We start from the raw sequence: 12,944 nt of genomic DNA, 5'->3' as shown, positions 1-12,944 counted from the left end.
GCACATCCTGTTTCGGGAGCGGCAAGGCCAATCTCTTTGCCGTAAAGCTCGATTTCGGCATCGTCCCATGCCATTGCGTTAGCGTTACATTCGGTTTCGCTGCCGTTACGATCAATTTCGGATGCATTACATGGCATTGCGTCGGTGTTAAGTCCGATTGCGGCACCTTCACATGCCATTGCGTCATCGTCAATGCCGATTTCGTTGCCGCTAATGCTGATTTCGGAACCTCCCCGTGTCATTGCGCCATCTTTACGAGACATTGCGTCAGTGTTAGGGGTAATTTCATTGCCGTTAAAGCGGATTGCGTTAGCGTCGCATGTCATTGCGTTAGCGTCACATGTCATTGTGTCAGCGGCAGGGTCGATTCCGAGGTCGCCACATGCCGCTGCGGAAGGGGATGGAGCGGGGACGCCCTAAACAGCAGGAGCCCCGTTGTACAGGGGCTCCTTGTTGCTATTTTGTGTTGATGGCCACAACCGGGTCGAGGTTTGCGGCTCGGATGGCGGGGAGCAACCCCGACAGAAACCCAATCACCCCCGAAATCAGCAGCCCCCTGATGATGTTGAATAGGGAGAGCTTGATGGGGAAGTCGGGGAAGATGTGGTTGAACACAAACGTCCCCGAGAATACTATCAGCAGCCCAATGGCCCCGCCAATAACGGCCAGCAGCACCGACTCGTAAACGAATTGCAGGAGGATGAACACCTTCTTGGCGCCGAGCGCTTTCTGTATGCCAATGATGTTGGTGCGCTCGCGAACCGACACGAACATGATGTTGGCAATGCCGAAGCCCCCCACAATTATGGATAGGCCGCCAATAACCATCCCCGCCAGGTTGATGGTGGAGAATATCCCCTCGGTCGATTGGGTGATCGTTGCCATCTCGTTTATGGCAAAGTCGTCTTTTTTGGTAGGGGGAATCTTGCGAATCTTCCGGAGGAGCATTCTCGTTTCGTCCTTCAGCTCGGTAAGGGCGATGTTCGGCTTCCCCTTTACGATGATGTACACCCCCCCCTCGTAGCTTTTCAAGTTAACCAGCTTCTGGGCGAAAGCCACCGGCACAATAATTTCATCGTCGATGGATGATTCGCTCATGGGCGTCTTCCCTTCGCGCTTAAACACGCCGATAACGGTGGCCTTAAGCGGGCCAATCTTCAGGGACTCTCCAATGGGGGAGGCTCCGTCGAATAGTTCCTTAACGATGTTGGTTCCAATTATGGCGGTGCCGTTCCCATTTCGGGTTTCCATCTCCGTAAAGTACCTGCCGTCCTGGATGTCGAATGCCCTTACCTTATTGTAGGGGAAGGTAACCCCCGTAATCTGGGCCTTGCTTGTCGATTTCGAACCGCGCTTCACCGTAAACGTTAGTCCAGCCGAATAGGCAACGGCCTCGGCCGTTTGCGACAGTTCCTCGATCTTCTTCGCCTCCTCGAACTTGGGCTGAGGCCGCTTCATGTACTCCCACCAGGGGTAGTTCATGCCGCCAACCCAATCCCACTTGTCGATGTAGAGCGTGTTTTCGCCCAGCGATGCGATAGACTTCTTTACGTTGGACTCCAGCGCATCGATTACCGTGTACACCGAAATGATGGCAAAAATGCCAATGGTAATGCCAAAAAGGGACAGAAACGTGCGGAGCTTATTTACAGAAACCGAAGAAATGGCAAAAAGAAAGCTCTCTTTTATCAGATTTAACTGCTTGTTTAGTATAGATTTAATTGGCATAAAACGCAAGTTGTAAATTACCCTTCCAATTTAGCGTAAAAGTTTTAATAATTAGCGACCTATACCGATTTATTAGGGAGTGTCTGAGCCAGCCAAATTTCCCCTATAAAAGTTTGAATTACATGGTAAAAATTATGAAAAAAGCTTATTCAATTTCGTTTAGAAATATTCATATCATTATCTTTGCCGAAAAATAGCATAGTCGTGGAACCTAAGAAAATCCGAAGCGCTCTCATATCCGTTTACTATAAGGATAATCTCGACAAAGTTGTAAAAGAACTCTCGAAGTTAGGTGTTAAGATTTACTCAACCGGAGGCACCCTCTCTTTTATTAACGAGTTAGGTGTCGAAGCACATTCCGTAGAGTCGTTAACTACGTACCCTTCAATTCTTGGAGGAAGGGTGAAAACCCTGCATCCAAAAGTGTTTGGCGGAATTCTTGCCCGACGTGAAAATCCGAATGACTTGGAGCAACTAAACGAGTATCAGATTCCTGAAATCGATCTTGTTATTGTTGATCTTTATCCGTTCGAGGAAACCGTAGCATCTGGTGCTCCCGATCAGGATATCATCGAAAAGATTGACATAGGAGGCATATCCCTTATCCGAGCTGCCGCAAAGAACCACAAAGATGTGGTGATTGTTGCCTCACGCGCTCAGTACGATGATTTGTACGAAGTGCTGGTAAATGGAGGCGAAACAACCTACGAGCAACGCCGTAAGTTTGCTGCAATGGCTTTTAACGTGTCATCTCACTACGATACGGCAATTTTCTCCTACTTCAATGGCGAATCTGGGGTGTCAGTGTTTAATCAGAGCCTAGAATCAGGAAAGCCTCTCCGTTATGGTGAGAATCCACATCAAAAGGCGTCCTTCTTTGGCGATATCTCTAAGATGTTTGAGCAGCTTAACGGCAAAGAAGTTTCGTACAACAACATGCTTGACATTGATGCTGCAATAGGGCTGATTAACGAGTTTACGGAGCCAACATTTGCTATTTTGAAGCATAATAATGCATGTGGATTGGCAACTCGCGATTCTATTGAGAAAGCTTACGTAGATGCCTTTGCCTGCGATCCTGTTTCAGCATACGGTGGCGTGCTAATCGCCAATAAAAATATCACGGCGGCTTGTGCCGAGGAGGTCAATAAACTTTTCTTTGAGGTGATAATTGCACCAAACTACGATCCCGATGCGCTTGCTCTTCTGAAGTCAAAGAAAAACAGAATAATTCTTGTTGCTAAGTCGTTTGGCTTGCCAGAACTTCAATATCGTTCATTGCTGAATGGTGTTGTGGCTCAGGAGCGCGATACTGCAATTGAAGAAATGGACGACATGAAGGTTGTAACCCATGTTGCGCCACCTAAAAAGGATATTGACGACCTCATTTTTGCGAATAAGGCAGTTAAGCACTCAAAGTCGAATGCTATTGTGCTGGCAAAAGATGGACAGCTGCTCGCCTCTGGAGTAGGTCAAACATCACGTGTTGATGCCCTAAAGCAAGCCGTAGAAAAAGCTAAAACATTTGGTTTTTCGTTGGAAGGTGCCGTACTTGCATCGGATGCGTTCTTCCCCTTTGCCGATTGTGTAGAAATTGCACACAAGGAGGGCATACGATCGATCATCCAACCAGGCGGTTCTGTACGCGATAAAGATTCTATCGAGTACTGCGATGCAAATGGATTGGCAATGGTATTTACGGGGGTACGCCATTTTAAACATTAATTTGTACAAAATAAAGAGAGTATAATATGGGATTGTTTTCATTCCTAACACCTGAAATCGCTATAGATCTTGGTACCGCAAATACCATTATCTACTATAACGATAAGATTGTGGTGGACGAGCCTTCGATTGTTGCCATCGACCAAAATACAGGTCGCTTGGTGGGTATCGGCGAATCAGCTCGTCAGATGCATGGTAAGACCCACGAGAACATCAAGACAATTCGTCCTCTTCGCGATGGCGTAATTGCAGACTTTAAGGCTGCCGAAATGATGATTCGTGGAATGATCAAGATGATAAACCATCGTAGCCGATTATTCCCAAACAACCTTCGCATCGTAGTTTGTATTCCTTCAGGATCTACCGAAGTTGAGGTTCGTGCAGTGCGCGACTCTGCTGAGCATGCTGGGGGGCGTGATGTTTACATGATTTACGAGCCAATGGCTGCCGCTATCGGTATTGGGCTCGATGTTGAAGCACCAAACGGCTGCATGGTTGTTGACATAGGAGGTGGTACTACTGAGATCGCTGTTATTGCGCTAGGTGGTATTGTTTGCAACAAGAGTATTCGTGTTGCAGGTGATGGTTTTACCTCCGATATTCAAGCGTACATGCGCTACCAGCATAACATTAAGGTGGGCGAGCGTACAGCAGAAGATATCAAGATTGCTGTTGGATCGGCTCTTCCTGAACTCGAGAATGCTCCCGAAGATTTTATCGTTCGTGGACCAAATATCATGACGGCTCTTCCTATTGAGGTTCCAGTTTCGTATCAAGAAATTGCCCACTGTCTGGATAAGTCGATTATGAAGATAGAGACCGCAGTTCTTGAAGTGCTAGAAAAGACTCCTCCAGAACTTTATGCTGATATTGTAAACCGTGGAATTTACCTAGCTGGTGGTGGTGCACTTCTTAAGGGATTGGATAAGCGTCTTACCGATAAGATAAATATTCCGTTCCATGTTGCTGAAGATCCACTTCACGCAGTTGCAAGAGGCACCAGTGTTGCACTAAAGAACGTTACTAGGTTCTCATTCTTGATGAGATAGATCTTCAACTAAGCTATGGGTAACTTACTGAGGTTCTTAATAAAGTATCAGGTAATTTTTCTTTTTTTGCTATTTGAGACTTTATCTCTTGCCTTGCTGGTGAATAGTACCTATTTCCAAAGAGCAAAAGTAGTAAGCTATACAAGTGATATGACCAATGTTATCAATGGTCATATCACTAGTTTTTTGCAGTACCTTCATCTTAAGGAGATAAATACCTCGTTAGCGGAGGAGAATGCACGGCTAAAGAACCAACTCGATTGGTATCTGGCTAAAGATACTCTGATAAAGCGAACCAGCATCGACTCTACTCGTGGGCTTAGGTATAGCTACATAATGGCAGATGTTGTAAATAACTCTACCAGCAAGCAGCATAACTACATCACCCTTAACCGAGGAACGGCCCAAGGAGTTCGTTCTGAAATGGGGGTTATGTCGAGCGATGGCATTGTGGGGGTTATTCTCTCCACTTCTAAAAACTATGCCACCGTTGTATCGCTACTCAATTTGAACTTTAAGGTTAGTGCGCGGCTAAAGCGTACCGGGTATTTCGGATCTCTATCATGGGATGGCAAGGATGCTCGGTTTATGAACCTTTCGGATATCCCTCAGCAGGCCAAAATAAAGATCGGCGATACGATTGAGACAACGGGATACTCAACGATTTTTCCAGAAGGTGTTTTCGTAGGGATTGTTGACTCGTACAAGGTGCAGGGGGGAAACTTCTTTCAACTGAAGGTGCGCTTGAAGTGCGACTTCAAAAAGTTGCGCTATGTGCAGGTGATATCCGATTTTAGAAAAAGAGAAAAAGAAACGTTAGAAAGCGCGGTGGCAAATGAAGAATAACCTCTTAAAATATACAATTATATTTATTGCGCTTGTTCTTGTGCAGCAGTTCGTGTTTAATAATATCGAGCTCAACACCTACATGAACCCCTACGTTTACATCCTCTTTATTCTGGTTCTACCCTTCAATCTTAATCGATCGTTGCTGCTGTTGCTGTCGTTTGTTTTGGGATTAACGATCGACCTGCTATCGGGAACGCTGGGGCTGCATGCGGCATCGTGTACTTTAATTGGCTACTTACGGCCCTACCTTCTTTCGATTTTTACCTCGCGCGAGGATTTTGAGCAGGAGCTGGTTCCGACTATAGCGACCTATGGGCTGGCTTGGTTTGTGCGCTATTCTGCAATTCTAATCGTGATCCATCATTGGGTGTTGTTTACGCTGGAGGCCTTTACCTTTGCCAACTACGCTGCAACCATGGTTAGGATTTTGCTCAGCTCTGTGCTAACCCTGTTCTTTGTGATACTTACCGAATACGCATTTTCTAAACAGAAATAGGAGTCTTTTAAGTAATGATTATAGGTGGCTTCAACAGGAAGTACGTACTAGCAATCATGATTGCTGTAGTGTCGGTTGTGATTATTCTCCGTCTTTTTTACATCCAGGTTTTAGATCCATCCTATAAGGTTACCGCATCCAACAACGTGCTGCGCTACATTACACAGTACCCTTCGCGTGGGCTTATCTACGACCGAAATGGGGAGCTGCTGGTTTGTAACGAGGCGGCATACGACTTGATGGTAATCTATCAGCAGCTAAAGCCTTTCGATACCGCTGAGTTCTCCGCCATCCTGAGTATCCCTATTGAGCAAATTCGGAAAACATTGGAGGAGGCTAAGGTCAGATCCTACTACCGTCCGTATGTGTTTGCCAAGCAAATTTCAGCGTTCACCTACGCAACGCTTCAGGAGCGGCTTTATAAATTTACCGGCTTTTACGTTCAACCGCGTACCTTGCGCACCTATCCCCTGAAAATTGCGGGGAACTTGCTGGGGTATGTTGGTGAGGTAAACGATAAAACCATAGAGGAGGAGCCCTACTATAAAATGGGCGACTACATTGGCATCTCGGGCCTAGAGAAGGCCTACGAGGGGGTGCTGAGAGGCCGTAAGGGGGTTGCCATTTCGCTGGTTGACGTGCATAACCGCATCAAAGGGTCGTACCAGAATGGGCGTTTCGACACCTTGGCCATCCTCGGAAAAAATATTGTAGCGACGATTGACGCCAAGTTGCAGGCGTATGGCGAGAAGTTGATGACGAATAAGGTGGGCAGTATTGTGGCCATCGAACCTTCTACCGGAGAAATTCTGGCCATGGTAACTGGGCCCGACTACGACCCAACGGATCTAACCGGGCGTAACCGACGAAAGAACTGGGCAAGGCTGGCGCTAGATCCGCTTAACCCCATGTTCAACCGTGCAACGCAGGCCATGTATCCTCCCGGATCGACCTTTAAGCTGGTGAATGCGCTAATTGGCCTACAGGAGGGCATTATTGATGAGCACACGGCTTATGGCTGTGGTGGCGGTTTCGCCTACGGTGGGCGCGTGCTAAAGTGCCACCCCCACGCATCGCCGCTTAACGTTTACGGCGCAATTCAGGTTTCGTGTAATGCCTTTTTTGCCCGTGAGTACGTAAACTTTATTAATAGCCCAAAGTATGGCTCATCGCATAAGGCCTACCAGGTATGGAAGGATTACGTGAATAGGCTCGGCTTTGGAAGGCATCTGAATACCGACCTGAACTACGAAAAAACAGGTATCGTAAAAAAGCCCGAGTACTTCGACAAGATCCATAACGGGCGCTGGAACGGCTATACGATTGTTTCGATGGGTATCGGGCAGGGCGAACTGGGAACTACGCCGATTCAGATCGCCAACATGGTTTCCACCATTGCCAATAGGGGCTACTACATAACTCCCCATGCGGTTAAGGACATTGAGGGGCAGCAAATCGACAGGCGCTTTAGGACGAAGAACTACGTAGGAATCAACCCTGCGTACTTTAACATGGTTGTTGAGGGCATGCGGATGTCGGTTACGGGAGGTACCTCCTACATTGCCAACATCCCCGGTGTCGAGGTGTGCGGTAAGACCGGTACGGCCCAGAACCCTACGGGAACCAAGAAGGACCACTCCGTATTTGTGGCCTTTGCACCCAAGGATAATCCCAAAATTGCCATTGCTGTTTACGTCGAAAATGCAGGTTTTGGTGCAACCTACGCGGCTCCTATTGCGAGCCTGATGATGGAGAAGTACCTAAAAGATACCGTTTCGCGAAAGCCTCTTGAAGATCGTATCGTGAATATGGACCTTACCACCGAGCTGAAGTACGTATTTGCCGCGCAAAGGGCCGCCAAGGAGGCCAAGGCTAGGGCCAAGAAGGCGCGTGCCGACTCGCTTAAGGGTGCCTCCACGAAAGCCAAGCTGCCCGCTGGCGTGCGTAAAAAGGCCACGGATGCGCCTGCCCGCAAGGGAAGCTCTTCCGAGCAATCGTCAACTATAAAGAAGGAAAACCGTGAGAAATAGCAGTACCGCCAATACAACTACTGGCAAGCTCGACTGGACTACCATCCTGATCTACCTGTTCCTCGTTTTCTTTGGGTGGCTCAACATCTATGCTGCGGTTTACAACGAGGCGCATGCGAATATTTTCGACATATCGCAGCGGTATGGGATGCAGATGATTTGGATAGTGGCGGCCTTTACGATTGCCGCGGTCATCATGCTGCTGGATACGCGCCTGTTCTACGCCTTCTCCGAGATTTTTTACGGCATTACCATAGTGCTGCTGCTGCTGGTGCTGGTGGCGGGTAAGGAGGTGAACGGGCAGCGCTGCTGGTTCGAGCTGGGCGGCCTTCGCATTCAGCCCGCCGAGTTCGCCAAGGTATCCACGGTGCTGCTACTGGCGCGCGTGATGAGCTCCTACAATTTTGTGCTCAACTCGCTTCGAGGCTACCTCCTTGTGGCGGCGGTGCTGCTGCCCCCGCTGGTGCTCATCAAGCTGCAGCCCGATGCCGGCTCGATGCTTGTGTATGGCTCGCTGCTCTTTCTACTGTATAAGGAGGGGATGCCCGGCTGGGTGCTTTCGGTTACCCTGTCGGCCGTCGCGCTCTTCATCTTCTCGCTCCTCTTCGATAAGCTTTACATGGTGATGGCCATTGCCGTGATGGCGCTTGCCGTTGCGGGGTACGCCTACCGCCGTACCAAAACGTCGGTTTTCCTTGGGGTGCTCATCGCCGGACTTTCGGGGGGGGGGTACTACCTGACGCGCCTGCTTGGCGCCGAGGTGGAGCTCTACTACTTCGTTGCTGGTGCTACGGTTTTGGTGGCGCTGGTGATGCTGGTGGTTAGCTTCGCCAAGCACATCAAGCGGCTGTGGATGGTAATCGTGATTTTGGTTGCCTCCATCGGCATTAACTACTCCGTGGACTACGTCTTCCATAAGGTGCTGGCCCTCCACCAGCAGAAGCGTATCAACGATTTGCTGGGAATCGAAAGCGATCCGCTGGGCTGGGGCTACAACGTCAACCAGAGCAAGATTGCCATTGGTTCGGGCGGCCTGGTGGGGAAGGGATTCCTGCAGGGCACGCAAACCAAGTACAACTTCGTGCCCGAGCAAAGCACCGACTTTATCTTTTGTACGATAGGCGAGGAGTGGGGCTTTGTGGGCTCGGTGGTTATCGTGGGGCTATTCACGCTGCTCCTCTTCCGGATCATGCTGATTGCCGACCGCCAGCGCGAGGCCTTCGCCCGCATATTCGGCTACGGGGTGCTCTCCATCTTCTTCTTCCACTTCGCCATTAACATCGGCATGACCATCGGGCTGGCGCCTGTGGTGGGCATTCCGCTGCCCTTCATCAGCTACGGGGGGTCGTCGCTCTGGTCCTTCACCATGCTGCTCTTCATCCTGCTGAAGTTCGACGCCTCGCGCTTCGAGTAGCGGCACCAGGCTGGTGGCTGGCTCTTCCTGGGCGGCCGCCTCGTTGGTGGCGCTCTCGGGCTGCTTCTTCTTCTTGGCGTTGGTGGCGCGCGCCTTAATCTTGGCGACCAGCGGCGCAATCCAAAGGTTTATTTTTTCGATCGCTTCGGCCACCTCCGGGTAGGCCGATACCGCGTTCAGGTAGCCGAACGTGCGGGCCAGCACCCCGCAGAGCGCCCGCTGCGCCTCTCGGCTGCGGATGCCCCCCTGCTCGAGTTGCTGCTGACGGCGCTGCGCCTGGCTCTCCTCGAACCGCAGGTTGGCGGCCTCGAGCAGCGCCAGCGGCTCGTCGCACCAGAGCGTCGTAGCGTCCGCCTGCAGCACGGGTGAGCCTTTGATGTCGGCCAGCAGCAGCCTGATGGCGTTGCTCCTAGCGGAAGCGCCGCCCCGGTGCAGGTTCCACCCCCTTTTGCGCAGCGCGTCGGTCAGGTGCTGCGCCGCCACCCGCTGCTGGGCGGAGCCGTATCTCCCCATCTGCAGGGCCCCCTTGATGGCCATGAGGTGCTCGCGCCGCTCGCGGTCGAGCTGTTGGCTGCGCTGCGTGCCCGACTTGTCGGCCTTGCGCCCAATGCCCCCCTGGTAGCGCGTGATGGCCCTGCCGAGTTCGCCGACCAGCGGCTCGGGCATGCGCCCCGCTGCCTGGAGCTCCGCGGCAATCTCCAATACCCTTCCCGAAAAGGTGCCCAGCTCGTCGATGTGCACCCGCCTAAGACCTATCTTGCTGATCTTCTTCATGCCTGCTTCCTTTTAGGAGCGCGGCTGCTCGCATCGAACCGCACCCAAAGTTTACGATAGTTTAAAGATATAAGCTTACGTTAATAAATTCAATAGCCAAAGCTAACGGGGCTGATATTTTTTTGAAATGCTATAGCATGGCCCATGGGTGGACCATGCCGTAACCATTCGGACAATGGCTTGCCCATTGATGGACCAATGCGTAATCATAGTGTTTTGATTAAGTCCAACGATGGGATAGCACGTAACAGTTCTGTTATATGAAAGACCAGCGATGGACTTTCCTATAGCAGGATCATTTTATAATGATCCACTAACGGGCAATCATATATCAAATGTGATAAGCCATGGTCCACCCATGGACAAATATTTAGCAGTATGTGTGTAAGTACGCCCATCGATGGACCACTACTGAAAAAGTTGTTTGGGTGATGGTCCACCTATGGGCAATGCTGCTGCGGTGCTGTTTGGGATAGGTCCGATGGCTGGTTTCATCGAATCGGTGAGTGGGCGAGGAATGGGGAGGGCTAGCGGGGCTGCTGGGGCCATAATACGGGCGAATCGTACCTTGCCGCACGATCATCAAAAAAAAAAGGCACCTCCGAAAACAAAAAAATAGCTATGGATGTTACTGTATCGTTAAAGATCGTTGAATTTAAGCTTTAATCAAAAATCCATCATTAAGGAGGTTTTAACATGAACAAACGAAACGTAATTATTATCGGCGCTGCTGGTAGAGACTTTCACAACTTCAACACGTTCTTTCGGGAAAATGAGCAGTACAATGTTGTTGCCATTACGGCTGCCCAAATTCCAGATATCGATGGCAGAATGTATCCTGCCGAATTGGCAGGTAGGCTCTATCCTGCCGGAATTCCTATTCACCAGGAGCAAGATCTGCCAAAGCTCATTAAGGATTTAAAGGTTGACGATTGTGTTTTCGCGTATAGCGATGTTCCCTATGCACGGGTGATGGCCATGAGCGCGCTGGTTAACGCCAATGGAGCCAACTTTATGCTCCTTGGTCCAAAGGATACGATGATTAAGAGCACCAAGCCGGTTATTGCCGTTGTGGCTACGCGTACGGGCTGCGGCAAGTCGCAAACCTCGCGCAAGGTGGTCGAGTACCTAATGGCTAAGGGGCTAAAGGTGGTGGCCGTTCGTCACCCCATGCCCTACGGAAACCTGGTGGAGCAAAAGGTGCAGCGCTTTGCCAAGGTCGAAGACCTGAAGAAGCACAAGTGCACCGTCGAGGAGATGGAGGAGTACGAGCCACACGTGGTGCGCGGCAACGTCATCTACGCTGGGGTCGACTACGAGGCCATTCTTCGTGCGGCCGAAAACGATCCCGATGGCTGCGATGTAATCCTATGGGATGGCGGCAATAACGACTTCTCGTTCTACAAGCCCGACCTTACCATTACGGTTGCCGACCCGCACCGCCCGGGCAACGAGCTTAGCTACTACCCCGGCGAGGTGAATCTCCGCATGGCAAATGTTGTTGTTATTAACAAGATGGATTCGGCATCGCCCGAGGGCATTCAAACCGTGCGCGAGAGCATCCGCAAGGTAAACCCCAATGCGGTGGTTGTTGATGCTGCCTCCCCAATTCAGGTGGATAGGCCCGAGCTGATACGCGGCAAGCGCTGCCTTATTGTGGAAGATGGCCCAACCCTCACCCACGGCGAGATGAAGATTGGGGCAGGCACCGTTGCAGCCCGTAAGTTTGGCGCTTCGCAGGAGGTTGATGCGCGTCCGTACCTTGTTGGCAAGCTTAAGGAAACCTACGCAATCTATCCAAACATCGGTTGTGTGCTTCCTGCAATGGGCTACGGCGAGCAGCAGCTGCACGACCTGGAGATGACCATCAACAGCACCGACTGCGATACCGTTATCATTGGCACGCCCATCGATCTTCAGCGCATCATCGACATTAAGAAGCCTTGCGCCCGCGTGTTCTACGATTTGGCCGAGATCGGCAAGCCCGACCTAAAGGGGCTGCTCGACGAGTTTGTGCTCGTTAAGGTGATAAAGAAAATGGCTAGCGCTTAGCCGATACTGTGGTTTATATTTGGAGGAGTGGTCGAATGGCCGCTCCTTTTTTGCGAAATGGAATGTATTTCTCTAATATTTTCTATTTTTATGCAAAATTCTTAGTATGAACAGCCCAGTACGTATGTTGTTTTTAGCGCTCCTTTTGTTTACCAGCCCGCTGCTTAAAGGGCAGGACTCAATGCGGGTGGATATTCCGAAGAAGCTTGATGCCGATTTGATAACAACGGTTATGGGCGACACTCTTAAGGGAAAAGTCCGTAAGGTGGAGGCGGAGTATGTGACCTTCTACATGCTAGGCGAGCGCCTGAAGCAGAAGGTTCAGAAGAACAGCATAACCTCAATTCTCTATAAGGATGGGCGCGTAGAGCGCTTCTCGAACCCGCTTATTCTGAAAAAGGAGAGCGAGGGCGCCTCCAAGATTAAGGTCACCTACTCCGAGGAGGATGTTCAGGTTTACCGTAAGATTGGAGTTGTAGAGGGGTACTATACGGGATCGATTCGGTACGCCTACTCCAACGGCTTCCTCGAAAAAATGGCGATTATGGATGCCAAGGAGCGTGCCTTCAAAAACGATCCACGGGTAAAGATACTCCTCATAAAGAATTGTAACATTACCCGTGGCTATGGAGATGATCCTTCGGCAGTAATTACAGCCGAGGTTTACTACAGGTAGGGCGTTAAGGCCTGTCGGTCTCTTTTCTTTTCTCCTCCACTTTTCTGTACCTGTTGATGGCTACCTCGCTGATCTTGTAGCAAAAGTAGATGAGTATCGGCCAGCTCACCAGCCATAGTATTTCGCTTAAGTATTTCATTTCTTCAAGGGT

10 protein-coding genes and 1 pseudogene are annotated in these 12,944 nt (G+C 50.2%); 8 read left to right on the top strand and 3 right to left on the bottom strand.

Annotation, left to right across the window (positions count from 1 at the left end):
* Positions 1 to 456: 456 nt before the first annotated feature.
* Positions 457 to 1,728: an ABC transporter permease gene (locus ACHZA1_RS05120; RefSeq protein ID WP_320054157.1), complete on the bottom strand. Its 1,272-nt coding sequence runs from the start codon at positions 1,726 to 1,728 to the stop codon at positions 457 to 459.
* A gap of 204 nt (positions 1,729 to 1,932) precedes the next feature.
* Here ACHZA1_RS05120 and purH point away from each other — a divergent pair, with 204 nt between their 5' ends.
* From purH to rodA, 6 genes are read left to right on the top strand one after another with little or no spacing between them, the layout of a single operon-like run.
* A complete protein-coding gene (gene purH, locus ACHZA1_RS05115) occupies positions 1,933 to 3,453 on the top strand; it encodes a bifunctional phosphoribosylaminoimidazolecarboxamide formyltransferase/IMP cyclohydrolase (protein ID WP_394701066.1) in 1,521 nt (506 codons plus the stop codon).
* 26 nt (positions 3,454 to 3,479) lie between these two features.
* Complete coding sequence (locus ACHZA1_RS05110; protein WP_320054156.1) at positions 3,480 to 4,502, top strand: rod shape-determining protein; 1,023 nt, start codon at positions 3,480 to 3,482, stop codon at positions 4,500 to 4,502.
* 15 nt (positions 4,503 to 4,517) lie between these two features.
* Positions 4,518 to 5,348, top strand: coding sequence for a rod shape-determining protein MreC (gene mreC, locus ACHZA1_RS05105; protein ID WP_320054155.1), 831 nt, complete (start codon positions 4,518 to 4,520; stop codon positions 5,346 to 5,348).
* A complete protein-coding gene (gene mreD, locus ACHZA1_RS05100) occupies positions 5,338 to 5,847 on the top strand; it encodes a rod shape-determining protein MreD (protein WP_320054154.1) in 510 nt (169 codons plus the stop codon). The genes mreC and mreD overlap by 11 nt, the downstream gene beginning before the upstream one ends.
* A 14-nt stretch (positions 5,848 to 5,861) precedes the next feature.
* Positions 5,862 to 7,877, top strand: coding sequence for a penicillin-binding protein 2 (gene mrdA / locus ACHZA1_RS05095; RefSeq protein WP_320054153.1), 2,016 nt, complete (start codon positions 5,862 to 5,864; stop codon positions 7,875 to 7,877).
* A complete protein-coding gene (gene rodA / locus ACHZA1_RS05090; protein ID WP_320054152.1) occupies positions 7,867 to 9,291 on the top strand; it encodes a rod shape-determining protein RodA in 1,425 nt (474 codons plus the stop codon). The genes mrdA and rodA overlap by 11 nt, the downstream gene beginning before the upstream one ends.
* Before the next feature lie 210 nt (positions 9,292 to 9,501).
* Here the strand turns inward: rodA and ACHZA1_RS05085 are convergent.
* Positions 9,502 to 9,828, bottom strand: a pseudogene (locus ACHZA1_RS05085) (DUF6261 family protein); the annotation flags it as partial.
* Between the two features lie 933 nt (positions 9,829 to 10,761).
* On the opposite strand from ACHZA1_RS05085, the gene ACHZA1_RS05080 reads away from it, so the two are divergent.
* Together ACHZA1_RS05080 and ACHZA1_RS05075 are read left to right on the top strand one after the other, a co-directional pair.
* Positions 10,762 to 12,117 carry a cyclic 2,3-diphosphoglycerate synthase gene (locus ACHZA1_RS05080; protein WP_320054151.1) on the top strand — a complete coding sequence of 452 codons (1,356 nt, stop codon included), beginning with the start codon at positions 10,762 to 10,764 and terminating at the stop codon, positions 12,115 to 12,117.
* A 106-nt stretch (positions 12,118 to 12,223) separates the two neighbouring features.
* Positions 12,224 to 12,793, top strand: a complete 570-nt coding sequence (locus ACHZA1_RS05075; protein ID WP_320054150.1) for a hypothetical protein — start codon at positions 12,224 to 12,226, stop codon at positions 12,791 to 12,793.
* A 4-nt stretch (positions 12,794 to 12,797) separates the two neighbouring features.
* On the opposite strand, the gene ACHZA1_RS05070 is transcribed toward ACHZA1_RS05075, so the two are convergent.
* Entirely contained in the window at positions 12,798 to 12,932 is a 135-nt protein-coding gene (locus ACHZA1_RS05070; protein WP_320054149.1) for a hypothetical protein, read from the bottom strand.
* Positions 12,933 to 12,944: the final 12 nt, after the last annotated feature.

Source organism: uncultured Acetobacteroides sp. (genome assembly GCF_963667355.2).
In the GTDB taxonomy this organism is placed as follows: domain Bacteria; phylum Bacteroidota; class Bacteroidia; order Bacteroidales; family ZOR0009; genus Acetobacteroides.
The sequence above is the reverse complement of the archived record's forward strand: the minus strand, read 5'-3'. Positions and strand labels throughout refer to the sequence as shown.

What these genes read in the sequence shown, in the direction of transcription:
- ACHZA1_RS05080 (WP_320054151.1), top strand. Translation starts at nt 10,762, where the DNA reads ATGAACAAACGAAACGTAATTATTATCGGCGCTGCTGGTAGAGACTTT.
- mreD (WP_320054154.1), top strand. Translation starts at nt 5,338, where the DNA reads ATGAAGAATAACCTCTTAAAATATACAATTATATTTATTGCGCTTGTT.
- mrdA (WP_320054153.1), top strand. Translation starts at nt 5,862, where the DNA reads ATGATTATAGGTGGCTTCAACAGGAAGTACGTACTAGCAATCATGATT.
- ACHZA1_RS05110 (WP_320054156.1), top strand. Translation starts at nt 3,480, where the DNA reads ATGGGATTGTTTTCATTCCTAACACCTGAAATCGCTATAGATCTTGGT.
- mreC (WP_320054155.1), top strand. Translation starts at nt 4,518, where the DNA reads ATGGGTAACTTACTGAGGTTCTTAATAAAGTATCAGGTAATTTTTCTT.
- ACHZA1_RS05075 (WP_320054150.1), top strand. Translation starts at nt 12,224, where the DNA reads ATGAACAGCCCAGTACGTATGTTGTTTTTAGCGCTCCTTTTGTTTACC.
- ACHZA1_RS05070 (WP_320054149.1), bottom strand. Translation starts at nt 12,932, where the DNA reads ATGAAATACTTAAGCGAAATACTATGGCTGGTGAGCTGGCCGATACTC.
- ACHZA1_RS05120 (WP_320054157.1), bottom strand. Translation starts at nt 1,728, where the DNA reads ATGCCAATTAAATCTATACTAAACAAGCAGTTAAATCTGATAAAAGAG.